Source organism: Kribbella sp. NPDC055071 (assembly GCF_053608045.1).
Window position 1 is genome coordinate 126,061 of sequence record NZ_JBSGUS010000016.1, and the last position, 23,740, is coordinate 149,800.

The window sequence follows — 23,740 nt, forward strand, 5'->3', positions numbered from 1 at the left end:
GCGGCGCGGCAGGTTGTCAGGCGGCGGAGGAGCCGCGCCGGGTTGAGCGGCGCGGCGTGGTGTCAGGCGGCGGAGACCTGGTCGGCCTCGCGCAGGATGCGGTCGAGGATCGCCGAGATCTCGGCGGCTTCGGCGTCCAGCAACGTGATCAGCGCGACCCGGGACGTCTCGGTGCGCGCCTCCAGAGCCGCCGCGCTCAACGCACGCACGGTCCCGAGCTCATGGATCAGTTCGTCCCACAGTGAACCCATCAACTACCCCCTATTCCCGTCACAAACCCATACGACGTGCGTACACGTCGCCCCGCCCGAGTTGGGGCTGACTTTGGTCGAGAAGCCTCACTTCTGTCACCGGGATCAACGCGGGACGCCGGACGAGGTTACGGACGTGTCAGGAATCTTCTGTCCGAGTCAGGAATCGCCAACTGTGCGGCGGCACCAGCAACGGATCGCCCGCCGGCACGCCGGGCTCCGGTTGCGCGTCGATTGTGAACCCGGTCGCGTCGACCGGAAAGCGTTCTTCCTGATCGGAGATGTTCAGCAGGAGTAGCACGGAGGCGTCTGCGGCAACGGTCCGCAAGGCAACCAACCGGTTGGCCAGGTGCTCGACGGTCGTCCGGCCGCGAGTCAGCCACGGGTTGCGCCGCCGTACGCCGATCAAACGTTGGTGTAACCGGTACGTCGGCCAGCCCTCCGGCGCGAGTCCGTGAGGCGTATCCGGGAACGCCGGCCGAACAGCGTCATCGCCGCCGGCCCGCTCCTCCTTCAGCCCGCGGAACGCCTGCTCGTCGCCGGCGTAAATGCTCGGTACGCCGCCCACCGCGAACAGGATCGCGAGCGCATGACCGAGATGCCGTTCATCCTCCAACTGCGTCGCGAGCCGAGTCACATCGTGGTTGCCGACGAATGTCTGCGGCACGAACGTGTCCAACAGCGCATCATGGCGACCAAGGGCGTACGCGAGCTCGAAGAAGTTGCCGTCGTTGAGCGAACTCCAGATCGCCTTCCAGAGCTCGTACTGCGTGACCGAGTCGAGGCCGCTGCGAGCGACGTACCCGGCGTAGTCGCCGTGGATGACTTCACCGAAGAACCACGCGTCCGGAAAACTCTTGCGTGGCAGGACATCGCGCCAGAACTCAGCCGGTACGGCGTAGGCCACGTCGAGCCGCCAACCGTCGACGCCTCGATCGAGCCAGTGGGACAAGACGTCGGCGACATACTGCGCCACGGCGGGATGACCGTGGTCGAGTGCGACCAGTTGCTCGTGGCCCTCAAACGTGACCGGCGTGCCATCCGGCGTACGACGGAACCAATCGTTGGGTGCGGCAACGGATCGCGGCGCGAAGGCAGGCGCGACGTGATTGAAGACGCCGTCGAGCAGCACGCGAAGGCCGCGGTCGTGGGCGGCGGCGATGAGGTGGTCGAAGTCGGCGTCGTCGCCCAGGCGCGGGTCGATGCGGAAGTGGTCGATCGTGTCGTAGCCGTGGGTCTCGGACGCGAAGACCGGGCCTAACAGGAGCCCTGAGCAACCGAGCTCGATGGCGTAGTCGAGCCAGTTCTCCAGGTGGGGCAGGCGATGGGCAATCGTCGTACGGGCGTTCTTCTCGGCGCCGGTGAATCCGAGCGGATACACCTGCCACAAGATTGCGTGGTCAGGCCACATGGAATCTCCTGATGACGGTAGGGGTGAGCGCGATCGTGCAGCCGATGACGGTGTCGATCATGCGATAGCCGACGGTCGAGAGCGAGGGGGTCCGGCCGAGGTCCAGCAAGAGTACGAGCAGTGGGGTCATGATTGTCGCGTAGGCGGCATAGTTGCGCTCCTTGAGCAACGGTCTGGCGCCGGCGAGGAGCGCGACCACCGCGACGATCACCCAGGACGGCGGGACGCAGAGGATCAGCGCGCCGCCGATCAGCACACCGACGCACGTGCCCAAGCACCTTTGTGTTGCCCGAAGCAACGAACCGCCCTTCCGCCGGACGACGATGACCACGGCGACCGCGATCCAGTACGCCTTGTCCTGATGCCACAGAACGCCGACCACCTCAGCCAACGCCAGACAAGGCACCAACTGCAAGGCATACCGCCAGCCGTCCATCCGACCCAGGTTGCGCGTCCACCGTCGCCACAAGATCCGGTACGACGGTCCCGCCGGCTGCTCGTGGTCACGCGTAAACGGCACGGCGCACAACGTCAGCAGCACCGACCATGCGGCGCCGACGGCAAACCACCGCGTGACTCCGAGCGGATCGGCCGCCGCGCCCAGCCCGCTCGCAATCACCAGAAACGTCACAAACCGCGTGGTCGCCTCAGCCATCCACCGACTGAATCCTCCAACCACAGCAGCCACCGCGGCCAACCCAACAATCCCCGCGGCGGTGACCCATCCACTCCCACCCAACCAAGCCCCACCGAACCCGGCCGCAGTAACCACCACCCCAATCCCCCCAACCCGAACCACCAAACGCCAGAGGGGCAAACCGGCAGTGGGCGCCGTTGTGGTGCTGAGGGTGGTTGCCATCGCGGCCAGGGCTGCGGACGTGGCGTGAACGAGGTGGCCGGAGGTTACGCCGTACGCGACGGGGGCTGCCATCGCCAGGGCCGCCACCACGGGCTGGGTGCGATGGATCGGGGTATCGCGGGACCAGCGGAGGATGTCACGCGGCGCGAGGACGGTCATAGTAAGATGAGCTTAGCATTTCCAAGCCTGAGCAACGGAGTATCGATCAGTGGATGCGTATGATTCGCGGGAGACCGCCGTGGCGTTGCGGCGGGCCAGCACGCGGCTGGCGTTGCGGTTGCGGGCCGAGCGGGACACGGAGTCACCCGGCCGGACGGGAATCGCCGTACTCGGGCAGCTGCATCGGCGAGGTGCGCTGACCGCGAGCGAGATCGCCGCTGCCGAGCGCGTCCAGCCACAGTCCCTCACCCGCGTGCTGGCTAGCCTCGAGGAGCAGCAGCTCATCAGCCGGTCCCAGGACACCCGGGACCGCCGCCGTCACACCATCGAGCTGACAGAGCGCGGCCGCAAGCTCCTAGCCGATCACATGCAGAGCTCGGACGACTGGCTCGCAGATGCGATCGAAGCGCGCCTCAACCCGACCGAGCGCGCCGTCCTCAACCTCGCCGCCGCACTCCTCGATCAACTGCTGGATACCTGACCAAACGTGTGCCGCCGGATCCACGCGTGCATCGCGATCGCCGCGGCCGCACTGGCGTTGATCGACCGAGTCGAACCAAACTGCGCGATCGACAACACCGCAGTGCAGATCTCGTGAGCCTCAGCAGTCAGCCCGGGCCCCTCCTGCCCGAAAAGCAGCACACACCCAGCAGGCAACGCGAAAGTCTCCAACGGCACCGACCCCGGCAGGTTGTCGATCCCGATCACCGGCAGCCCAAGGTCAGCGGCGTACGACGCCAAGTCCGCCAACTGTGGGTGGTGCCGCACATGCTGGTAGCGATCGGTCACCATCGCCCCACGCCGGTTCCACTTCCGGTTGCCGACGATGTGCACCTCGGACGCGAGGAACGCGTTCGCCGTCCGCACCACCGACCCGATGTTCAGATCGTGCTGCCAGTTCTCGATCGCGACGTGGAACGGGTTCCGCTGCTGATCGAGGTCCTCGACGATCGCCGAGAGCTTCCAGTACCGGTACTTGTCGACCACGTTCCGCCGGTCCCCGCCCGCCAGTAGCTCCGGATCCAGGCGCGCGTCATCCGGCCATTCGCCCTGCCACGGCCCAACTCCGACCTCGGCCGGCCCGACCATGTCCGCTCCGCGAAGATCATCGCCACTCAGCTCCCGCACAGCTGGGGACGCTACCCTGTCCGCGTGCTTCTACAAGTTGCGATGCTGCTGCCGAGCTGGATGGACCCGGAGTACCTGCTGAACTGGCTGGGTGACTGGGCCCTCTGGGGCACTGCCGCGGTCGTGTTCATCGAGTGCGGATTGCTGTTCCCGATCCTGCCCGGCGACTCGCTGCTGTTCGCCGTCGGTCTGTTCATCGCGGCCGGGACCATCAACGTCCCCCTCTGGCTCGCGTGCGTGATCCTCACGGTCGCGGCGTTCCTCGGCAACGTCTCGGGGTACTACATCGGCCGAGCCCTCGGTACGAGACTCTTCCGCAATCCGAACGCCCGTTTCCTGAAACCGAAGTACATCGAGCAGACCCACGACTTCTTCGACCGGTACGGCCCGCGGGCGCTGGTGCTGGCGCGGTTCGTCCCGATCGTGCGGACGTTCATCACGATCGTTGCCGGGGCCGGCAAGATGGACCCGAAGAAGTTCTTCCTCTGGACCGGAATCGGCGCCGTCCTCTGGGCGTGCGGCGTCACTCTGCTCGGCCACGCGCTCGGCAACGTCGGGTTCATCCACAAGAACCTCGAGGCCGCGCTCGTCCTGCTCGTGCTGATCTCGCTGATCCCGATGGCCGTCGAGTACTTCCTGGCCAAACGCCGCAACCGGAGGTCCGGCGGCGACACGGCGAAGCCCGCAGGCCCCAAGCACGCCGCCACGAACAACAACGACTGACCATGACGATCCCCCTGCTCGAGGACGATCTCACCGAGCCGGGAGTCATCGAGCCGTCCGAGCACTTCACTCCGAACGGCGCACCTCGGCGAGCGGTCATGTGCTTCTTCACCGAGGTGGTGGAGAAGGCAGGCGGCTCGATTCACGCGCGGCTGGGTACCCAGGATCGCCGTCCCGTCTACGTCACGACCTGGGAAGGCGAGCAGATCGCCTACTTCTTTCCAGGAATCGGCGCTCCGGCAGCCTGCGCGGCGATGGAAGAAGCCATCGTGATGGGTTGCCGGGACTTCGTCGCCGTCGGCGGGGCAGGCGCGTTGATCCCGGAGCTCAAGCTGGGCGAGGTTGTGATCGCGGACCAGGCCCTGCGTGACGAAGGAACGTCGTACCACTATCTGGCTCCGTCGCGATTCGTGCGTGCGGACGAGACGGTGAACGCCGCGATCGCCGCGAGCCTCGACGCGACTGACGTGCCGTACCGCAGCGGTACGACGTGGACCACCGACGCGATCTTCCGTGAGCCGCGCTCGCGGGTGGACCGCCGATTGGCAGAGGGCTGCATCACGGTCGAGATGGAGGCTTCGGCCTTCTTCGCGGTAGCGAAGTATCGCGGCGTCCGCGTGGGCCAGATGCTGTACGCGGGCGACACACTGGCCGGCGAAACCTACGACAACCGCGACTGGGTCAACGCGAAAGACATCCGCACAGCCCTCTTCGAACGCGCCCTAGCGGCCGCCGCGCGCCTCTGAAGGCGTCAGTGACCGAAGGGGAACAGGGCGTCGGACCAGACATAGTCGTTGCTCAAGGCACTTAAGTCGGCGATCTCCACCGGGCCGGTGAGTAGGGGGCCCACCACCTGACCGGAGCCGAGTGAGCAGGCCACTCGGATCCGGTCTGCCGCGTGGTACCAGACCAGCGCCCCCCGTGGCGCCGCCCCCTCGCGAAGCAGGGCGTGGTGGTCGAGCCAACGCACCGCGTCGGCGGCATCGTGCCAGCCGCTGTCCTGGGCATAGCCGAACGCCATCCGCTGAAACTTCAGCGGCCAGTCCTGCCACGCCTCCGAGCCCACCCGCTCCAGCTGCCAGTTCAACGCCGCCTCGGTGTCCCGCGGGTTCGACACCCGCGGGACATTTCGGCGCTCCACGACAACATCCCCCCAGGCCATAGTTCTCCCCCGATTCCCCGAACCGCCGGCCTGTCCGCCGTCGTGCGACGCAATCCTGTCGTGGGCCGATACAGCCGCCGTACATTTGAATGGTCAACAACACAGGGTGATCAGCTGACTGCGAGCATCAACCGCCTGTGTCATCAACTGCCTGTGTCATCAACTGCCTGTGTCATCAACCGCCGGTGTCATCAACCGGCAGCTGCACCCGAGTCGAACGTCGTCAGCTCCCGGCGGCACTCGGCGGCGCGGGCGTCGTTCCCGGCCTGCTGCCAGGCGCGGGCGGCCCGATCGAGGGTACGGCGGGCCGAGTCGAGGTTGCCCGTGGACAGATAGAGCCGGCCGAGGTGCTGTGCGGACTGACCTTCCAGGCTGCGGTCGCCGAGCCGATGACCGAGGTCGATGGCGTCCAGGAGCATCTTCCGGGCCGCGGCGACCTCGCCGAGCTCCATCAGCGCCTGCCCGAGATCCGCGCGGGCGTAGGTCGCGCAGTGGTCGTCGCCCATCCCGCTGAAGATCGCCAGCGCGGTCCTCAGTTGGCGGACCGCCTGGTCGTGCCGCCCTTGCCGGGCCCGGAGCGCCGCGATCCGTCGTCGGACCTTGGCCTCGCGGTGACTGTCCACGCGCTGCGCCGCGAGCCGGAAGGCGACCGCAAGGTAACTCGCGGCGGTTTCCGTATCCCCCTTGGTCAGAAAGGCATTGGCTGCCGCGGTCCGGGCCAGCGCTTCGGCGTTCGCGTTGCCGACCTCGACGAACGCTTCGATCGCGGTCTCGTAGTACGCAAGGCCCTCGTCGGCCGAACTCCGCAAGCGCAGCCACGTGCCGATCCCCACGGCCGTGATCCCCTCACCGAGTCGGTCGCCGACCTCGACGAAGATCGGCGCGGCCGCCTCGAAATGCCGCCAGGCGGCCTCCCAGTCGTCCTTGTAGAGCGCGAGCTGACCGAGATTGCGATGCATGATCGCCTCACCCCGCCGATCCCCGGCGGCGATCGCGCTGAGCAAGCCCTGCTGATGCGATCCGTTCCAGTCGTCGAAGCCGGCACGCATGTCCAGGTACGGACCCCAGGCGGCCGCGATCCGCCAGGCATACTCGTGCAGGCCGTTCTGGGCGGCGGCCCGGATCGCCGGCACGAACGTGCTGCGCTCGCTGTCGAACCACGCGAACGCATCGGTGTCGCTGAACGGCGCGGGGTCCGGAGCCGTCAACGGACCGGTGTGCTCCAGGACGCCGAAGTACTCGAAGGCGAGTGCGTTGTTGGCCCGGCGCATCTTGTTGAGGATCGCGTCGAGCACGATCTCCACGTCCTTGACCGCCTGCGCCTTCTGCCGCTCGTCGCCGACACCGAGTGCGTGCAGTCGAAGCAGATCGTGGACGCGGTAGCGCGCCGTCCCACGCTGGTCGACCGAGCTGATTCGGACCAGGTTCACTTCGATCAGCCGGTCGAGACTTCGCCGTACGGACGCCGGCGACGCGACCGCCTCGAGGGCCCTGGCGGAGAAGACACCTACTGCGAAGTGGCCGATCAAGCGATAGAGCCGGGCCTCCTCCGCGCTGAGTGCGTCGTAGCTGAGGTCCGCACTGGTCCGTACGGCGAGCTCGCCGATGCTCAGCTCATCCAGCCGTGACGTTTCGTCGCGCAGCCGGCGGGCCAGCTCGCGTGGGCTCAGGTCGGGGCGCTGGGCCAGCCGGCTACCGACGATCCGGATCGCGAGCGGCAGGTTCGCGCAGGCGGCGAGGATCTCCTCGGCCTCGGGCGAGGACCGGTCGACGCGGCCCGCGCCCGCGACCGATTCGAGGAGTGCGGTGGCTTCGCCGTCGTCGAACGTGTCGAGCGGCATGCTGTCCGCGCCGGCCAGATCCATCAGCCGGTTGCGGCTGGTGACGACGACCGCGGAGGCGCCGGTACCCGGCATCAGCGGAGTGACCTGGCCGGACGTGGCGACGTCGTCGAGGATGATCAGAACCCGGCGACTGGCCAGCTCGGACCGCAGCATCGCCGACCGCCGCTCGGGATCGGTCGGGATCGCGAAGTCGGGCAGGTTGAGGCTGAGCAGCAGATCGGTGAGCGCGGCGGCCGGATCGCGGGGCTGCGTCGCGCCGTGCATGTCCAGGTAGATCTGCCCGTCCGGGAACGAGTCCCGGACCAGATGCCCGAGCCGCACGGCGAGGGACGTCTTGCCGGTCCCGGGTGCCCCGGAAATGACCGCGATCGGTGGGCGCACCGGATCCCGACCACAGACCAGGTCGCGGAGTTGCTCCAGGTGGTCGGAGCGGCCGCTGAAATCGGCCAGGTCGAGCGGCAGCTGACTCGGCGGTCGCTGCGGGTCGGTCAGCTCGGGCGCCGCGTACGGGCCGGGTGGTGGCGCCTCCGGGTCGGGGCGTTCCGTCGTACGGGCTGCTGGGATGCCTGGGTTCGGCCAGTTGGCGGAGCGGCCGTTCTCGGCGCGGGCGCCGGCGGCTTCGAGCTCGGCGCCGGGCTTGATGTCGAGCTCGTCGGCCAGCGTCTGCACGGCCTTGGCATAGGCAGCGCGAGCCTCACCGACCCGGCCGGCCGCGAGGAGGGCGTCGACGAGCCGGCGCCAGAGCTGTTCGTCGTACGGATCGTCGGTGAGCCGTGCACTCAGGAGCACGGCGGCTCCGCTCGCGTCGCCGTACTCGAGCCGCAGGTCGAGCAGGTTGTCGACCAGGCCGCGGTGCTGCGCCTCGAGCCGCGCGATCGTGCCTTCCCATGCGGCCGGGATGGTCAGGTCCTCCAGCGGGCGTCCACGCCAGAGTGAGTACGCGCGGGACAGCACCTGCGTCGCCTGGCGGCCCTCGCCGGCGTCGCGGAGGTGGCCGCCCTCGGCGAGCAGCGATTCGAACAGGCTGGCGTCGAGCTCGTCGACACCGACCTCGATGCTGTAGCCGGCCGCCGACGTGTCGATCGGAGCGGGCAGTCCGGCGTCCTGCAGCACGCCACGCAGGACGCGGACGTAAGTGCGGATGTTCGCCGTCGCGGACCGCGGCGGACTGCTCTCCCAGAGCGCGTCCGCGATCAGATCGGTCGAGACGAACCGGTTGGGGTGGAGAAGCAGGGTGGCCAGAAGTTGGCGCGGTTTCGCGGCCTTCAGCGGCTGGCCCTGGCTGTGGGTGAGACGCAGAGGTCCGAGGATTCCGTACCTCAGACTGTCCACTTGCCTATGCCTCTCCACTCTGGAACCGACCTATCGTGACATCGGTGTGTACCTACCGGGAAGTCCGATGTACGCCGGATGTATCTCACTGCGGCACTGTTGACACAGGTACCGGGGGGAGGGCAGGCCCGGTGGTGGCGACTTGACCGCCGTCACCACCAGGCTTGGCATTGGTGGGGAATCCGGGATCGGGGGTCCTGGATTACGGGAAGCCGGTGCCTACTACTGGCCACCGGTGAATGGCGGCTGTCCGTCCTGCGGAGCGGGGGAACCCGCAGGCGGGCCGCCCACCGGTGGCTGACCCTGCCCCTGGTACCCCTCGGGGCTCTGCGGTCCCGGCACCTGCGGCGCGGCGGAGTAGCCGCCCTGGTCGCCCGGCATCTGCGGGTGGATCTGACCCGACCCCGGCGCGCCGGCCTGCACCTGCGGCGGCGCCTGCTCACCGGCGACCGACCCGATCGTGCCGAACGAGACCTGCGGGACCGAGCGGACCGACTCGTCCTTCACCTCGAAGTAGCCGGCCTTCTCGAACTTGAACCCGCCCGCGATCAGGTTCGACGGGAAGGCCTCGATCCGGGTGTTGTAGTCGCCGACGTTGGCGTTGTAGAACCGGCGGCCGGCCGCGATCCGGTCCTCGGTGTCGGTCAGCTCGCGCTGCAGGCCGAGGAAGTTCTGGTTCGACTGGACCTGCGGGTAGGCCTCGACCGAGATCATCATCTGCCGCAGCGCGCCGGACAGCTCACCCTCGGCGGCGGCCCGCTGCTCCGGGGACGCGCCCTGCACGTTCACTGCCTGGGTGCGCAGCCGCGCGACCTCTTCGAACACGTGCCGCTCGTGCGCCGCGAACGCCCGGACCGTCTCGACCAGGTTCGGAATCAGGTCGTAGCGACGGTGCAGCTCGACGTCGATCTGCCGCCAGGACTCCTGAATCAGGTTCCGCTGCTTGACGAACCGGTTGTACGACGTGATCAGCACGATGGCCAAGATCACGACGATCACCACGACCGCGATGATGACGAAAGTCATTTCCCCTGCTCCCGAGTGTCGGTAATGCTGCCAGCGACTCTAACGCCGCCCCGGGTCCGCAGTCCGCAGCTGTGGATCAGTTGAGGCCGAGGTCTTCGAGGCCGAAGACGGTGCGGTACTCCAGACCCTCCGACTCGACCTTCTCGCGGGCTCCGGTCGCGCGGTCCACGATCACCGCGACCGCGACCACCTCGGCGCCGGCCGCGCGCAACGCCTCGACCGCGGTGAGCACCGATCCGCCGGTGGTCGAGGTGTCCTCGACGGCAAGGACTCGGCGGCCCTTCACGTCCGGCCCCTCGATCCGCCGCTGCAGACCGTGCGTCTTCTCGGCCTTCCGTACGACGAACGCGTCCAGCGACCGCCCGTCCCGCGCGGCCGCGTGCAGCATCGACATCGCGACCGGGTCGGCACCGAGCGTGAGTCCGCCGACGGCGTCGTACTCGAGGTCCTTGGTCAGCTCGAGCATCGCCGGACCGATCAGCGGCGCGGCCGCCGAGTCCAACGTGATCCGCCGAAGGTCGACGTAGTAGTCGGCTTCCTTGCCCGAAGCCAACGTCACCTTGCCATGCACGATGGCCTTGGTCTTGACCTGCTCCAGCAGTCCGTCCCGGTCGTAGCTCATAGGCGATGAGCTTAGAACAACCCGCGACTCAGGACTTCTTGGTGACCTTGACCAGCTGGCCGAAGGCTACTGATCTGTCCGGGGAGTGGAAGAGGTCCTGGCAGGTGGTGAGGGTGATGACCGACTTGGTCGGGACCTCGCGGGGTTTGCCGGGGACGGGGTCGAGGACCCAGTTGTCGGCCGGTTTGACGGTCAGGTCGCGCGGCGAGCCGTCGAGCTCGTAGGTGTAGACGGCGTCCGCGGTCTCGACGATGACCTGGTCGCCCTGGCGTAGCTCGAGCAGTTTCCGGAACGGAGAGCCGTGCGTGACCCGGTGTCCGGCGATCGCGAAGTTCCCCGGCTCGCCCGGCAGTTGTGTCTGTGGATAGTGGCCGATGCCGCGGGCAAGCTCGTTCTTGCCGACCCCTTCCACGACAGGCTTCTCCCAGTCGGCCCCGAACCTCGGGATCCGCAGCAGGGTGATCGGCGTACCGGCTTCTGGGTCTGCAGAAGGCTTCGTGGACGCCTTCCACTCGTCGCGCAGTGAGCCCTGCGCCTCGCCCATCTTCTGGTTCGAGCCGATCCCGGTCCCGAAGTACTGCCAGCCCACCCACCCGAGCAACCCCAGCCCGACCACCAACAAGACGATCCCCAGTCCCCTGATGGCCGATCGCATGGGGACCAGTATGCAGATGAACTGCAAAGGCTGTGCACGACGTGTCGATGGACGGGGGTGGTTGCCCGGGACGACGATGTGGACGACGCCGTCAGTGGAGGTGTGCCGTGAAGGCACTCGTGAAGGCCGAGGCCAAGCCCGGCCTGTGGTTGCAGGATGTGCCGGAACCGAAGATCGAGGCCGACGAGGTGCTCATCAAGGTGCTCCGGACGGGACTGTGCGGTACGGACCTGCACATCCAGAGCTGGGACCCCTGGGCGCAGAAGAACGTGCCGGTGCCGATGGTGACCGGCCACGAGTTCTGCGGTGAGGTGGTCGAGGTCGGCGTCGGCGTACGCGATGTCGCCGTGGGTGATCTGGTCAGCGGCGAGGGTCACCTGGTCTGCGGCCGCTGCCGCAACTGCCGGGCCGGCCGACGCCATCTCTGCATCAAGACCAAGGGCCTCGGCGTCCATGTGCCCGGCGCGTTCGCCGAGTACGTCGCTCTCCCCGCCGGCAACGCCTGGGTCCACCGGGATCCCGTCGACCTGGATGTCGCCGCGATCTTCGATCCGTTCGGGAACGCCGTACACACTGCGCTGTCGTTTCCGCTCGTCGGCGAGGACGTGCTGATCACCGGCGCCGGACCGATCGGCGTGATGGCCGCCGCCGTCGCTCTGCACGCGGGTGCGCGGAACGTGGTGATCACGGATCTGTCGGAGTACCGGCTCGACCTGGCCCGGAAGATCGGCGTGACCCGCGCGGTGAACGTCGGCACGGAGACCATCGCGGAGGCGCAGCAGAGCCTCGGTATGCGCGAAGGGTTCGACGTCGGGATGGAGATGTCCGGCCAACCAACCGCGCTGCGGGAGCTGCTCGCGAACATGACGCACGGCGGCAAGATCGCGATGCTCGGCCTGCCGGCCGACGAGATCGCGATCGACTGGGGCACGGTCGTGCTCAACATGCTGACGATCAAGGGCATCTACGGCCGGGAGATGTTCGAGACCTGGTACTCGATGTCGGTCATGCTGGAACGTGGTCTGGACCTGACGCCGGTGATCACCCACCGCTTCGGGTACGGCGACTTCGAGGCCGCCTTCGAGGTGGCCGGGCGTGGGCAGTGCGGCAAGGTGATCTTGGACTGGACGAACGAGGCTCTGGAGGAGAAGCACTGATGTTCGGGCGGATGCGGGACGACTTGACGGCGACCATCGGCGAGATCCGGGACGCCGGGCTGTACAAGTCCGAGCGGGTGATCACCTCACCCCAGCAGTCTCTGATCTCCGTTGCCTCCGGCAACGAGGTCTTGAACTTCTGTGCGAACAACTATCTCGGCCTGGCCGACCATCCCGAGGTGATCGCGGCGGCGCGGGACGCCTTGGACCGTTGGGGTTTCGGGATGGCGTCGGTGCGGTTCATCTGTGGTACGCAACAGATCCACAAGGATCTGGAGAGTGCCCTGAGCACCTTCCTCGGCACCGAGGAGACCATCCTCTACAGCTCCTGCTTCGATGCGAACGGCGGGCTCTTCGAGACCCTGCTCGGGTCCGAGGACGCGATCATCTCCGACGAGCTCAACCACGCCAGCATCATCGACGGCGTCCGGTTGTCGAAGGCCAAGCGCTACCGCTACAAGAACCGTGACATGGCCGACCTCGAAGCCCAGCTCAAGGACGCCGCCGACGCGCGCTACCGGCTGATCGCCACCGACGGCGTCTTCTCGATGGACGGGTACGTCGCTCCCCTCGACGAGATCTGCGACCTGGCCGACCGGTACGACGCTCTCGTCATGGTCGACGACTCCCACGCGGTCGGTTTCGTCGGCGCTGACGGCGCCGGCACGCCCTCGCTGTTCGGCGTGAAGGACCGCGTCGACATCGTCACCGGCACGCTCGGCAAGGCACTCGGCGGCGCATCCGGCGGTTACGTCTCCGCCCGCCGCGAGATCGTCGAACTCCTCCGCCAGCGCTCCCGCCCGTACCTCTTCTCGAACTCCCTGGCGCCGTCCGTCACCGCCGCGTCGCTCAAGGCCCTCGAACTCATCGCCGGCTCCAGCGACCTCCGCGACAAGCTCGCCGCCAACACCGCCCTCTTCCGCACCAAGATGACCGAGGCCGGCTTCGACGTACTCCCCGGCGACCACCCCATCTCCCCCGTCATGATCGGCGACGCCGCCCAAGCCGGCCGCCTGGCCGACAAACTCCTCGACCTGGGCATCTACGTCATCGGCTTCTCCTACCCCGTCGTCCCCCACAACAAGGCCCGAATCCGAGTCCAACTCTCCGCCGCCCACTCCACCTCAGACGTAGCACGAGCCATCACCGCCTTCACCGAAGCCCGCGCCGCCCTGGCCTGATACTTGGTACCCCGGCCAGCGCCGAGACGGCATCATGCAGGGTATGGCGATGAATCCAAGTCTCAGTCCCGAGGTTGAGTCGGCTCTGCAGGCGGAGGCGGAGGATCGCAGCCGATGCAACTCACTCGCGGTCACAGCGCAGGGCTTTGGACGCTGACTTTGTCGGTGGGCGCTGGGAGACTTTGGGGGTGGATGAGGTCGTGGTGCCGTTTGAGGTTCGGGTCGAGGACGGGGTTTTGCTGGACTTGGGGGAGCGGTTGCGGCGGACGCGGTTTCCTGCGCCGACGCGGGCCGGCGGGTGGGAGGCCGGGACCGAGGTTGGGTATCTGAAGGAGCTCGTCGGGTACTGGGGCGATGGGTTCGACTGGCGTGCGCAGGAGCGGCGGTTGAACGAGTGGCCGCAGTACACGGTCGAGCTCGACGGTGCGCAGATTCATTTTGTCCACGTCCGTTCGGGTCGCGAGGATGCGCTGCCACTGGTGCTCGCGCACGGTTGGCCGAGCCTGTTCACCGAGTACCTGCCGCTGGCCGAGCGGTTGCAGGACAGCTTCGATCTGGTCATCCCGTCACTGCCGGGACATGGCTACTCCGAGGTGTCGGCCGAGCCGGTGACCCGCGAGTGGATCGCCGAGCGATGGCACCGGCTGATGACGCAGGTGCTCGGCTACCAGCGGTACGGCGTGGTCGGCGGAGACGTCGGCGGTGACGTCGTCCACTGGATGGCCGGGCTGCATCCGGGGCAGGTGGTCGGGCTCCACACGATCCACCCGAAGGCATCGACCGAGGGCGGCCCGCTGTCGGCGGCCGAGCAGGCGTATCTCCACCAACGCGATGTCGACGAGGAAGAGGTCGACGGCGGCTACAGCCATCTGCAGGCCACCCGGCCGGACACCGTCGCCGCCGCCCTGCTGGACTCACCGTCGGGGCTGGCATCGTGGATCGTCGACAAGTTCGATGCCTGGGGCGACGGCCGGATCGACGAGGCCTTCGACCGTGACGAGCTGCTCACCATGCTCACGCTGTACTGGGTGACCGGCTGCATCGGTGCGTCGTTCCGCTCGTACTACGACTACGCGCACAACCCGGCACGCCCCCGCGTCACGGTCCCGGTCGCCGTGACCCTGAGCGCGGAAGACAGGTGGATCGCCCACCCGTCCTCGGTCCCGTATCCCCGCGAGTTGGCCGACCGCAGCTACGACGACATCCGCTTCTGGAACGAGCCCGGCAAGGGCGGTCACTTCTTCGCCTTGGAGCAGACCGAGTTGTTCGCCACCGACATCCGCGCCTTCTTCGGGTCCCTCACATGACGACGATCAGCCCGCGGGCGATCAATCGGGCCACACTGGCACGGCAGCTACTGCTCGAGCGCGAGAGCGTGCCGGCGGTCGAGGTGGTCGGTCGGCTGGCAGGGATGCAGGGGCAGGAGCCGAAGCATCCGTACGTCGGGCTCTGGACGCGGATCGAGGGATTCGAGGAATCGGAGCTCGATGCAGCCGTGGCTGAGCGGGACGTCGTGCGGGCGACGTTCTTTCGGGGGACGTTGCATCTGCTGACCGCGGAGGACTACCGGCGGTTTCGTACGACGGTGAGCCCGGTGCTCGAGGCTGGGTTGAAGGTCCTGGCCGATCGGGCCACGGGCCTGGAGCCGACGAAGGTGGTCGCGGCCGCGACGAAGTTGCTGGCCAAGGAGCCGTTGACGTTTACCGAGGTGCGGGACGCGCTGCAGCTCGAGTTCCCGGAGGTGAACGAGCGGGCCCTCGGGTTCTGCACCCGGATGATGGTGCCGCTGGTGATGTATCCGACGGACGCCCGGTGGAGCTGGTCGGCAAACGCCCGTTTCACACCGGCTGAGGACTGGATCGGCGCGAAGCTGCACAAGCGCGCCGAAGCCCAGGAGCTGGTGACGAGATACCTGCGCGCGTTCGGACCGGCGACGCCCGCGGACTTCCAGACCTGGTCGGGCCTACCGAAAGCCAAACCATGGTTCGACGAGCTGGAGCTGGAGACTTTTACGGACCAGGCCGGTAAGACGCTGTACGACGTACCCGATGGGCCGCGGCCGGATCCGGACACTACGGCGCCGGTCCGGTTCCTGCCCGAGTTCGACAACCTGCTGCTCTCTCACGCGAAACGGGACCGGATCATCGCGGACGAGCACAAACCGGCCGTCTACACGAAGAACCTGCGGGTCAAGGCGACGTACACGGTCGACGGGCTGGTCGCCGGGCTCTGGACGGCCGAGAAGAAGCGTGGTGTGGCGACTCTCACTGTCACGCCGTTCGGCCGGACTCTGAAGAAGACGTTGACCGACCTTGAGCGTGAAGGGAGCGCGTTGCTGGCGTTCCTGGAGCCGGATGCGAAGTCCTACGCGGTGGTTACGGGCGGTTGATGAGGTTGTTGTCACACGTCGGATGACTGGGCCAGACCCTGTTGGAGGGCTGGAATAGACAGATGAGCACAGTCCCCACCATCACTCTGGACAACGGCGTCGAGATCCCGCAGCTGGGCCTGGGCGTCTGGCAGGTCGAGGACGACATCGTCACCGACGTCGTCACGACCGCGTTCGAGGCCGGGTACCGGCACATCGACTCGGCGGCCGCCTACAACAACGAGGCAGGCGTCGGCCGGGCCGTCGCCGCGTCCGGCATCCCGCGTGACGAGCTGTTCATCACCACCAAGCTGCAGAACGACGACCAGGGCTACGACAGCACCCTGCGGGCGTTCGACCAGAGCATCGGGAAGCTCGGCCTCGAGTACGTCGACCTGTACCTGATCCACTGGCAGTGCCTGAAGCAGGACAAGTACGTCGACACCTGGAAGGCGTTCCAGCAGCTGTACGCCGACAAGCGGGTCCGCGCGATCGGCGTCTCGAACTTCCACGAGACGGCGCTGCGGCGCATCTTCGAGGAGACCTCGATCCGCCCCGCGGTGAACCAGATCGAACTGCACCCGGCGCTGCCGCAGGACGAGCTGCGCGCGTTCAACGCGGAGAACGACATCATCACCGAGGCGTGGAGCCCGCTCGCCTCCGGTGAGCTGCTCGCGGACGCCACCCTCAAGGACATCGGCGCCAAGTACGGCAAGTCGCCGGCCCAGGTCGTCATCCGCTGGCACCTGCAGCTCGGCAACATCGTGATCCCGAAGTCGAAGACGCCGGACCGCATCCGGGAGAACATCGCGGTCTTCGACTTCAAGCTCGACAACGACGACATGGCCGCGATCGCCGACCTCGAAACCGGCGTCCGCACCGGCGGCGACCCCGACACCCTCGGCTAGGCATTACCTGACCCGGGCTCAGGTCAGACGAGCTCCAGGAATCGCGTGAGGACCGGGGAACGGTTGTCGGGCGACCACACCACGGAGAGTTGCCAGGGCGGCAGGTCGTCAGACAACTCGCGGTAGACGACCGCCTCCGGGTTGGTCGGCGGCGTCGGGCTGATCAGCAATGAGATGCCGAGGCCGGCCTGGACGAGCGACACGATCGTCTGTACGTCGGAAGCCTCCTGCTCGATCCGTGGCGTGAAGCCGGCGGCCCGGCAGAACGCGACGATCGTGTCGTGGACGGCCGGACCGCTCGGGCGTGAGTAGAACACGAACGGCTCGTCGGCGAGCTCGGCCAGCCGGAGCCGCTTGCGCCGGGCCAGCCGATGCCGCGCCGGCAACACCACGACCAGCGGGTCCGCCGAAACCACTCGCGACACGAGCCCGGGCGCCAACTCGACGACGGTCGTCGCACCACGCTTGCCAGACGCTTTCGATCCAAGCCCAACGCCCGACCCGAGCCCGACCGCCGGCGTGCTCGGCCGGAGCAGGCCGACATCGATCCGCCCGTCGCGCAGCGCCTCGGTCTGCCGGAGCGTCGTCAGCGATTCCAGGTCGAGCACCACTTCTGGATAGGCCTCCCGAAACGCACCGAGGATCCGCGGAAGCGCCTCGAACGTCGCCGACTGGACGAACCTCAGCCGTAGCGTCCCGAGCTCACCGCGTTGCGTCCGCTGCGCCGCGCGTACGGCCTCGTCCGACCGACGCAGCAGGTCCTTCGCCTCGGCGAGGAACGTGTCACCGGCGGCGGTCATCACGAACCGCTTGCGGACCCGGGCGAACAGCTCCACCCCGAGGTCGCGCTCGAGCGCGGCGATCTGGCGGCTCAGCGACGGCTGGGTCAGGTGCAGCCGGATCGCGGCCCGGCCGACGTTCAGCTCCTCGGCCACCACGACGAACGATCTGAGCTGGCGTAGTTCCATACGACCAATCATGCACCAGCAACATCAACAGTGTGGAGAACTTTCATTGGACGTATCAAGGCACGCTTTCCTACTGTCGAAGGGTCGAAAGGAACCACCGTGAACTACGTCCCGTTCTCCATGATCAAGGCGATCCACGAGCAGACCCACTCCGCGACGCCGCATGCTCCCGTCCGCCCGCACACTCCGCGCTCACGTCCACTCCGCGCGCTCAAGCGCCTGCTCCAGCGCAGCAGGGCCGAGGAGCTGTGCGAAGCTGAGGTTCGTGATCGAGGTACGACGCCTGCGCGTGTTGCGAGCGCTTGCTGACCACGGGACCGTGACCGCGGCCGCCGAGGTGCTGCATCTGACGCCCTCGGCGGTCTCCCAGCAATTGGCCGCGCTCGAATCCGAGGTCGGCCAGGAACTGCTCGAACGCCGCGGCCGCCGGGTAGCGATCACCTCGGCCGGCCGCCTGCTTCTCGCCCACACCGACACCATCCTGGCCGAGGTCGAACGCGCCGAAGACGCGATGCGCCTGCACGCGAACGGGACCAACGGCGAGATCCGCGTCACCGCATTCGCGACCGCGATCAGCCTGCTCGTCGCGCCCGCGCTCAGCCGGCTGCGCGAGACGAGCCCCGGCCTCGACCTCGTCGTACGCGATGCCGAAGGCCACCAGGGCATCACTCAACTGCTCGACGGCGACGCCGACATCGCGATCGCGGTCGAGCACCGCGGCTCACCTCGCGCCGACGACCAGCGCTTGGTCCGAATCCCCTTGTACGCCGAGCCTTTCGTGGCCGTCCTCCCGCCGTCGCACCCGGCCACGGCGTACGACGCGATCGAACTGTCGATGCTCGCGGGCGACGACTGGGTGATGACGGCACCGGGTAATCCGATCCGCGACGTCGTACTGCTGGCGTGTGAGCAGGCCGGGTTCCAGCCACGGATCGTGCATCAGTCCGACGACTTCCAGGCCGTAGCCGCCTTGGTCGAGGCCGGCGGCGGAGTCTCGCTCGTCCCACGGCTGGCCGTACCGGCACTCGCGGTCATCCGGCCGCTGACCGAGCCCGTCCCGACCCGGCGCGTGTACGCCGCCATCCGGGCGAGCCGGGCCGATCACCCGCTGATCACCGCGACTCTCGCTGTACTGACCGAGGTCGCCGAGAAGCTGTGATGTGAGCCGGGTCACACAACGGATCGTGAGCCGGGCGTGGTCAGCGGGGTGTGAGAGTTCAACTCAGTGTGGTGATTCCCGCGTACAACGAGGAGCGGCGGCTTCCGCAGACCTTGCGGGCCGTGACTGCCTATCTGGGCACGACGTGCGAGGACTGGGAGGTCCTGGTCGTCGATGACGGCTCGGCGGATGCAACCGCGCCGGCTGTCCGGGCCGTGGCCGACGAACGCGTCCGCCTCATCCGCTGGCCGGTCAACCGCGGCAAGGGGCACGCGGTGCGCGTCGGCATACTCGCCTCGCGTGGCGATCGGGTGCTGATGTGCGACGCGGACAACGCGACGCCGGTCGAACAGCTCGGCGTCCTGCAGGCGGCGCTCGATCGTGGGGCGTACGCCGCGATCGGATCGCGCGCGCTGCCGGCGTCGGAGTTGGAGGTGCGGCAAACCGCATTGCGGGAGGTGTGCGGCCGGATCGGCAACGCGCTCATCCAGGCGGTCGCCGTACCAGGAATCCAGGACACCCAGTGCGGATTCAAGTTGTACGACGGACCACGCGGACGGCTCGTGTACCAGCTGGCCCGGGTGGACGGATGGTGCTCGGATGCCGAGGTGTTGCATCTGTTCCACCGGCTCGGACTGGAGGTCGCGGAGGTTCCGGTTCGATGGTCGGACCAGGCAGGCTCAAAGCTGCGCGCGAGCGGGTATCTGGCTGGGTTGTTGGAGCTGGCGCGGATACGTCGCTACCACCACGCTTTGCCGGCGCTGGAGAATCTCGTCCAACCAGAACTGCTTCCACCTCGCGTCGCTGTCCACGCCTCATGAGTCTGAGTACATCGGTCGCGGTACCAACGCGATCGCGGGTGGCGGTGGGATTGATTGCCGGCGGCTACTTGGTGGTTGGCGTGGTTCTGCTGCACGGGTTGTGGGCGGATCCGAACGGGCGGTATCTGTGGGACGGCGGTCAGGATCAAGAGCAATGGCAGTGGTTCTTCGACATTACTGCGCATCGGGTCCTGCATGGCCACAACCCGTTGTTTACAACGCTTCTGAACTATCCGCTCGGCGTCAACTTGATGGCGAACACCGCCATGCTCGGCCTGAGTGTCCCGCTGATCCCGGTCACGGTCCTGCTCGGCTCCGGGGTGACCTGGGCAGTCGTCCTCACCCTCGGCCTGGCCGGTACGGCGTTCGCCTGGTACTGGATGTTCTCCCGCCGGATCGCCTCGACGCCGGCCGCGATCGTCGGCGGCGCCTTCTGCGGCTTCGCGCCGTCGATGATCTCGCACGCAAACGCACACCCGAACTTTGTCGTACTCGCCGTGATCCCCCTCCTCCTGCTCCCCCGCCCTCCCGGCCGACGGACCGCGATCATCCTCGGCCTCCTCATCGCCTATCAGGTGTTCCTTGGCGAAGAAGTTTTGTTGCTAGCGGCAACCGGTCTGATGATCTTCGCGCTGGTCTACGCGACCGTCCATCCCTGGGAAGCGCGCACCTTCGCCCACCGATACGTCACCACGCTCGCGGGCGCCGGGGCTCTTGCTGTCGCGATCATCGCGCTCCCGTTGCTCTGGCAGTTCGCGGGTCCACAGAGCTACCACAGCCTGGTTCACGGACCTTCGGGGAACACTCTCGACGCGTTCACCGCCTTCTCGACCCGATCGCTCGTCGGTGATCCAGCGGTCGCGCGCGAGCTGTCGATGAATCGGACCGAGGAGAACGCGTTCTTCGGCTGGCCGTTGATCATCCTCACTCTCGGCCTGGTGATTGCCCTGCGCAAGCACCCGACGGTCCGGATCCTCGGCATCACCACGGCTCTCGTCGCCTGGTTGTCGATGGGCCCGACGATCGCGGCATTCGGTACCGAACTTCCGGGGCCCTGGGCAATCGTCTCCCGGCTCCCGCTGTACGAGTCGGTGATCGAGTCCCGGCTGGCCATGGTGTGCGTGCCACTGATCGGAGCACTCCTTGCCATCAGCATCCACCACCTCCAGCAGGTCGGCACCGAGGTGTACCGGCGGCTTGGGTATGGCGTGATTGCTGTGGCGCTGCTGCCGATCGTTCCGACGCCGTTGGTGACTGTGGCCCGTGCGCCGGTGCCTGAGTTCTTCACTGCCGGGCTCTGGCGTGATTACGTGCGGCCCGGGCACACCGTCGTACCGGCTCCGCCTCCTGATCCGGCGGATGCCCGGGCGATGCGGTGGCAGGCGGCGGCCGGGTTCGGGTTCGCGCTGCCGGAGGGGTACTTCGTAGGCCCGCATGGGCCAGATCGCGAGGGCGGGTACGGCGCCGAGGCTCGGCCGACCGCGACCCTGATGCGGCAGGTCGCCAACGGTGGTGAGTGCACGATCGACCCGGCCCAGGTCGAAGCGGATCTGCGGTTCTGGCGAGCGGAAGCCGTCGTACTGGAACCGGGCCGCGACCAGCTCCGTACCTGTTTGGACGAGTTGCTGGGCCGCAGTTCGTTCGTTGGCGGTGTGTGGGTGTGGCACCTGGAGCGCGGATGATGGTCGGACGGAGGGAGGTGCGGCCGTGCGGGCTCAGGACGAACAGCAGTACGTCGACTACGTGACGACCCGCCTGCCCGACCTGCGGAGGCTGGCCGGGTCCCTCACCAAGGACGCCCATCGAGCCGACGACGTCGTCCAGGCCGCGATCACCAAGCTGTACGTGCATTGGCACAAAGCCAAGGCGGCCGACAACCTGGATGCGTACGTGCGGACCATCGTGGTCCGCACCTTCCTGAACGAACGGCGGCTCGGCTGGTCGTCGAAGGTTCGCCTGGTCGAGACCCCGATCGAAACGCCCGCGACCCGCGCGCCCGAAGTGGAGACGCGGATGGTCGTCGCCGACGCACTGACGCGAATCCCGCCCAAGACTCGGGCCGTCCTGGTGCTGCGCTTCCTGTACGACCTGTCGGTCCGCGATACCGCCTCCACGTTGGGATGTCCGGAGAACACCGTGAAGAGCCAGACCGCCCGTGGGCTGACCATGTTGCGTCGCCTGCTCGGCGATCGCCTCGAACCCGTCCTGAGGAAGGAGTGAACCCATGAGCCCCGATCAAGAGGACTACGCAGGCCTGCTCAAGGCGCTGCGCGAGTCCCCGGACGAGGCGCTGGAGGGCATCAGCGTCGACCGCGCGGTCCGCGACGGCCGCAGGACGGTCCGTCGCCGCCGCTTCCTCGGCGGCGTCGGCGTGGCGGCCGTCGTCGGCGCTGTGTCCGCATCACCCCTGCTGCTGGACGCACTCCGCGACGACAAGGCGCAACCCGCCGGTCCACCCCCAGGCTCGACCGAACTCTTCGACGTCTGGAACCGGGAGTTCGACGTCGGCACGGCCGGCGGTGTCGCTCCATCGGCCTACACCACCGGGCGCCGGTTCCAGGTCATCGAGTTGACTGCGACAGATCCGACGAAGTCCGCCGGCGTCGACGGTGTGGCGACGCTTTACGCCCCAGGGACCCACGCCGATCTCAGCACGGTGGATCGGCTCCAGGACATCGAAGGCCGACCGGTCTACGCATGGACCGATGCATCGGGGGTCCACATCTCCTGGCAGTACGCCGACAACGCGTGGGGAACTGTCGTCCTGTACGTCAACTGGCCCGACCGGACCGACCGCGCTCGGCACATCGCCGAGGCCATCCACCGCCGGAAGAATCCGGCCCGCTTGCGGGTCCCGTTCACGCTGAGCCAGGACATCGTCCCGAATGATTTCAAGGTCGTCGGAGTCAGGCTGCCCTACGTCACGCCGGACGCGTCGCGCAACATCTCCATCGATCTGGCCGACGCCGATCCCGACGATCCGGCCGCAGGATCAGCGCTGGTGAGCGTCGGCATCGTCCGTGCGGATCCGCACCTCAAGACCACCGGCAAGGTCGACGGGCGTCCGGCGCTGGTCGAGGCCAACAGCGCGATCATCCTGGGGCTCGGCAGCGGTTACGCAGCCCAGGCAGCCGGCGCCGACGCACTCAGCCCGAAGTCGATCGCCGCATCCGTCCGCCTGATCAGCGATCCCGCCAAACAGTCGCTCGGCACCGACGATCCGATCCGGTAGGAGCTCAGGTCCGTCGACGGCCGTCGAGACCGACGGTGGAGACGCGGGCGATCAGGGTGCGCGGGGTGTAGCGGGCGGCGGCGACGATCAGCTTGTACCGCAAGCTGGGCACGGACACCGCCGTACCGCGCATCAGGTCCTTCCAGCCGGCCTCGACCACGTCGGTCGCGTCCAGCCACATGAACGACGGGATGATGGTCTTGTCCATCCCCATCCGCTCGTGAAACTCCGTGTGTACGAAGCCTGGGCACAACGCCATCACCGCGACGCCTTTGGAGTGCAGCTCGATCGACAGTCCCTCGCTGAAGTTCGTCACCCACGCCTTGTGCGCGCTGTAGCTCCCCCGCTGCAGGAACCCCGATACCGACGACACGTTGATCACGGCACCGGATCCACGCTCGATCATCGGGAGTACGGCGGCATGCGTGAGCCGCAGGACGACGCGGACCAGCAGGTCGAGCTGCTTCTCCTCGACGTCGATCGGGTTGGCCCAGAACGGTTTCTTCTGGCCGAATCCGGCGTTGTTCACCAGCACTTCGATCGGGCCGGTCCGGAATCGCTCCTCCACCCGGGCCAGGTCGTCGGTGTCGGTCAGGTCAGCGGCGAGCACCTCGCAGGCGACCCCGTGCAGCCGGGTCAGATCGGCCGCGGTCTCCTTGAGCCGCGCCTCGTCGCGCGAGACCAGCACGAGGTCGTACCCCTCGAGGGCCAGCTTGTTCGCGAACGCCCGGCCGATCCCTGTCGTCGGCCCGGTAATCAGCGCAGTCGCCACGT

At 67.6% G+C, this 23,740-nt stretch carries 24 protein-coding genes; 13 read left to right on the forward strand and 11 right to left on the reverse strand.

Annotation, left to right across the window (positions count from 1 at the left end; all coding sequences use genetic code 11):
* Window positions 1-62: 62 nt before the first annotated feature.
* From ACWF4Z_RS25770 to ACWF4Z_RS25780, 3 genes are all read right to left on the reverse strand, one after another.
* Complete coding sequence (locus ACWF4Z_RS25770; RefSeq protein ID WP_452245706.1) at window positions 63-251, reverse strand: hypothetical protein; 189 nt, start codon at window positions 249-251, stop codon at window positions 63-65.
* 139 nt (window positions 252-390) lie between these two features.
* Window positions 391-1,662 (reverse strand): alpha-amylase family glycosyl hydrolase, encoded by a 1,272-nt coding sequence (locus ACWF4Z_RS25775; RefSeq protein ID WP_452245707.1) that lies wholly within the window; start codon window positions 1,660-1,662, stop codon window positions 391-393.
* Entirely contained in the window at window positions 1,652-2,317 is a 666-nt protein-coding gene (locus tag ACWF4Z_RS25780) for an FUSC family protein (RefSeq protein ID WP_452245708.1), read from the reverse strand. Before ACWF4Z_RS25780 ends, ACWF4Z_RS25775 begins: the two co-directional genes overlap by 11 nt.
* A 412-nt stretch (window positions 2,318-2,729) precedes the next feature.
* On the opposite strand from ACWF4Z_RS25780, the gene ACWF4Z_RS25785 reads away from it, so the two are divergent.
* Window positions 2,730-3,161, forward strand: a complete 432-nt coding sequence (locus tag ACWF4Z_RS25785; RefSeq protein ID WP_452245709.1) for a MarR family winged helix-turn-helix transcriptional regulator — start codon at window positions 2,730-2,732, stop codon at window positions 3,159-3,161.
* Here ACWF4Z_RS25785 and ACWF4Z_RS25790 read toward each other — a convergent pair.
* Complete coding sequence (locus ACWF4Z_RS25790) at window positions 3,143-3,769, reverse strand: TrmH family RNA methyltransferase (RefSeq protein WP_452245804.1); 627 nt, start codon at window positions 3,767-3,769, stop codon at window positions 3,143-3,145. The genes ACWF4Z_RS25785 and ACWF4Z_RS25790 overlap by 19 nt on opposite strands.
* 63 nt (window positions 3,770-3,832) lie before the next feature.
* Here ACWF4Z_RS25790 and ACWF4Z_RS25795 point away from each other — a divergent pair, with 63 nt between their 5' ends.
* Together ACWF4Z_RS25795 and ACWF4Z_RS25800 are read left to right on the forward strand one after the other, a co-directional pair.
* A complete protein-coding gene (locus tag ACWF4Z_RS25795; protein ID WP_452245710.1) occupies window positions 3,833-4,531 on the forward strand; it encodes a DedA family protein in 699 nt (232 codons plus the stop codon).
* 2 nt (window positions 4,532-4,533) lie between these two features.
* Window positions 4,534-5,277, forward strand: coding sequence for a nucleoside phosphorylase (locus ACWF4Z_RS25800; RefSeq protein WP_452245711.1), 744 nt, complete (start codon window positions 4,534-4,536; stop codon window positions 5,275-5,277).
* Window positions 5,278-5,282: 5 nt separating this feature from the next.
* Here ACWF4Z_RS25800 and ACWF4Z_RS25805 read toward each other — a convergent pair whose 3' ends face one another.
* The 5 genes from ACWF4Z_RS25805 to ACWF4Z_RS25825 form a co-directional block, all read right to left on the reverse strand.
* A complete protein-coding gene (locus ACWF4Z_RS25805) occupies window positions 5,283-5,672 on the reverse strand; it encodes a hypothetical protein (RefSeq protein ID WP_452245712.1) in 390 nt (129 codons plus the stop codon).
* 212 nt (window positions 5,673-5,884) lie between these two features.
* A complete protein-coding gene (locus ACWF4Z_RS25810; RefSeq protein ID WP_452245713.1) occupies window positions 5,885-8,869 on the reverse strand; it encodes an AfsR/SARP family transcriptional regulator in 2,985 nt (994 codons plus the stop codon).
* A gap of 222 nt (window positions 8,870-9,091) precedes the next feature.
* Complete coding sequence (locus tag ACWF4Z_RS25815; RefSeq protein ID WP_452245714.1) at window positions 9,092-9,895, reverse strand: LemA family protein; 804 nt, start codon at window positions 9,893-9,895, stop codon at window positions 9,092-9,094.
* Window positions 9,896-9,971: 76 nt separating this feature from the next.
* On the reverse strand, window positions 9,972-10,517 hold the full coding sequence (gene pyrE / locus ACWF4Z_RS25820; RefSeq protein WP_452245715.1) for an orotate phosphoribosyltransferase: 546 nt from the start codon (window positions 10,515-10,517) through the stop codon (window positions 9,972-9,974).
* A gap of 28 nt (window positions 10,518-10,545) precedes the next feature.
* Window positions 10,546-11,172 carry a class E sortase gene (locus tag ACWF4Z_RS25825; protein WP_452245716.1) on the reverse strand — a complete coding sequence of 209 codons (627 nt, stop codon included), beginning with the start codon at window positions 11,170-11,172 and terminating at the stop codon, window positions 10,546-10,548.
* 107 nt (window positions 11,173-11,279) lie between these two features.
* Here ACWF4Z_RS25825 and tdh point away from each other — a divergent pair, with 107 nt between their 5' ends.
* From tdh to ACWF4Z_RS25850, 5 genes are all read left to right on the forward strand, one after another.
* On the forward strand, window positions 11,280-12,329 hold the full coding sequence (gene tdh, locus ACWF4Z_RS25830; RefSeq protein WP_452245717.1) for an L-threonine 3-dehydrogenase: 1,050 nt from the start codon (window positions 11,280-11,282) through the stop codon (window positions 12,327-12,329).
* Complete coding sequence (locus ACWF4Z_RS25835) at window positions 12,329-13,510, forward strand: glycine C-acetyltransferase (RefSeq protein WP_452245718.1); 1,182 nt, start codon at window positions 12,329-12,331, stop codon at window positions 13,508-13,510. Before tdh ends, ACWF4Z_RS25835 begins: the two co-directional genes overlap by 1 nt.
* Window positions 13,511-13,698: 188 nt before the next feature.
* The gene (locus tag ACWF4Z_RS25840) at window positions 13,699-14,817 is read left to right on the forward strand and encodes an epoxide hydrolase family protein (RefSeq protein WP_452245719.1); all 1,119 of its coding nucleotides are present in this window, start codon (window positions 13,699-13,701) and stop codon (window positions 14,815-14,817) included.
* Entirely contained in the window at window positions 14,814-15,899 is a 1,086-nt protein-coding gene (locus tag ACWF4Z_RS25845) for a winged helix DNA-binding domain-containing protein (RefSeq protein ID WP_452245720.1), read from the forward strand. Before ACWF4Z_RS25840 ends, ACWF4Z_RS25845 begins: the two co-directional genes overlap by 4 nt.
* Before the next feature lie 62 nt (window positions 15,900-15,961).
* Window positions 15,962-16,786 carry an aldo/keto reductase gene (locus ACWF4Z_RS25850; protein ID WP_452245721.1) on the forward strand — a complete coding sequence of 275 codons (825 nt, stop codon included), beginning with the start codon at window positions 15,962-15,964 and terminating at the stop codon, window positions 16,784-16,786.
* Between the two features lie 23 nt (window positions 16,787-16,809).
* Here ACWF4Z_RS25850 and ACWF4Z_RS25855 read toward each other — a convergent pair whose 3' ends face one another.
* Complete coding sequence (locus ACWF4Z_RS25855) at window positions 16,810-17,754, reverse strand: LysR substrate-binding domain-containing protein (protein WP_452245722.1); 945 nt, start codon at window positions 17,752-17,754, stop codon at window positions 16,810-16,812.
* 265 nt (window positions 17,755-18,019) lie between these two features.
* Here ACWF4Z_RS25855 and ACWF4Z_RS25860 point away from each other — a divergent pair, with 265 nt between their 5' ends.
* The 5 genes from ACWF4Z_RS25860 to ACWF4Z_RS25880 all read left to right on the forward strand — a co-directional run bounded on the left by ACWF4Z_RS25860 (window position 18,020) and on the right by ACWF4Z_RS25880 (window position 22,966).
* Entirely contained in the window at window positions 18,020-18,913 is an 894-nt protein-coding gene (locus ACWF4Z_RS25860; RefSeq protein ID WP_452245723.1) for a LysR family transcriptional regulator, read from the forward strand.
* 50 nt (window positions 18,914-18,963) lie between these two features.
* The gene (locus tag ACWF4Z_RS25865; protein WP_452245724.1) at window positions 18,964-19,734 is read left to right on the forward strand and encodes a dolichyl-phosphate beta-glucosyltransferase; all 771 of its coding nucleotides are present in this window, start codon (window positions 18,964-18,966) and stop codon (window positions 19,732-19,734) included.
* A gap of 80 nt (window positions 19,735-19,814) precedes the next feature.
* Window positions 19,815-21,416: a hypothetical protein gene (locus ACWF4Z_RS25870; RefSeq protein WP_452245725.1), complete on the forward strand. Its 1,602-nt coding sequence runs from the start codon at window positions 19,815-19,817 to the stop codon at window positions 21,414-21,416.
* Between the two features lie 25 nt (window positions 21,417-21,441).
* Window positions 21,442-21,954: a SigE family RNA polymerase sigma factor gene (locus tag ACWF4Z_RS25875; RefSeq protein ID WP_452245726.1), complete on the forward strand. Its 513-nt coding sequence runs from the start codon at window positions 21,442-21,444 to the stop codon at window positions 21,952-21,954.
* A gap of 4 nt (window positions 21,955-21,958) precedes the next feature.
* A complete protein-coding gene (locus tag ACWF4Z_RS25880) occupies window positions 21,959-22,966 on the forward strand; it encodes a hypothetical protein (protein WP_452245727.1) in 1,008 nt (335 codons plus the stop codon).
* Window positions 22,967-22,970: 4 nt separating this feature from the next.
* Here ACWF4Z_RS25880 and ACWF4Z_RS25885 read toward each other — a convergent pair whose 3' ends face one another.
* A complete protein-coding gene (locus ACWF4Z_RS25885) occupies window positions 22,971-23,738 on the reverse strand; it encodes an SDR family NAD(P)-dependent oxidoreductase (protein ID WP_452245728.1) in 768 nt (255 codons plus the stop codon).
* Window positions 23,739-23,740 lie beyond the last annotated feature (2 nt).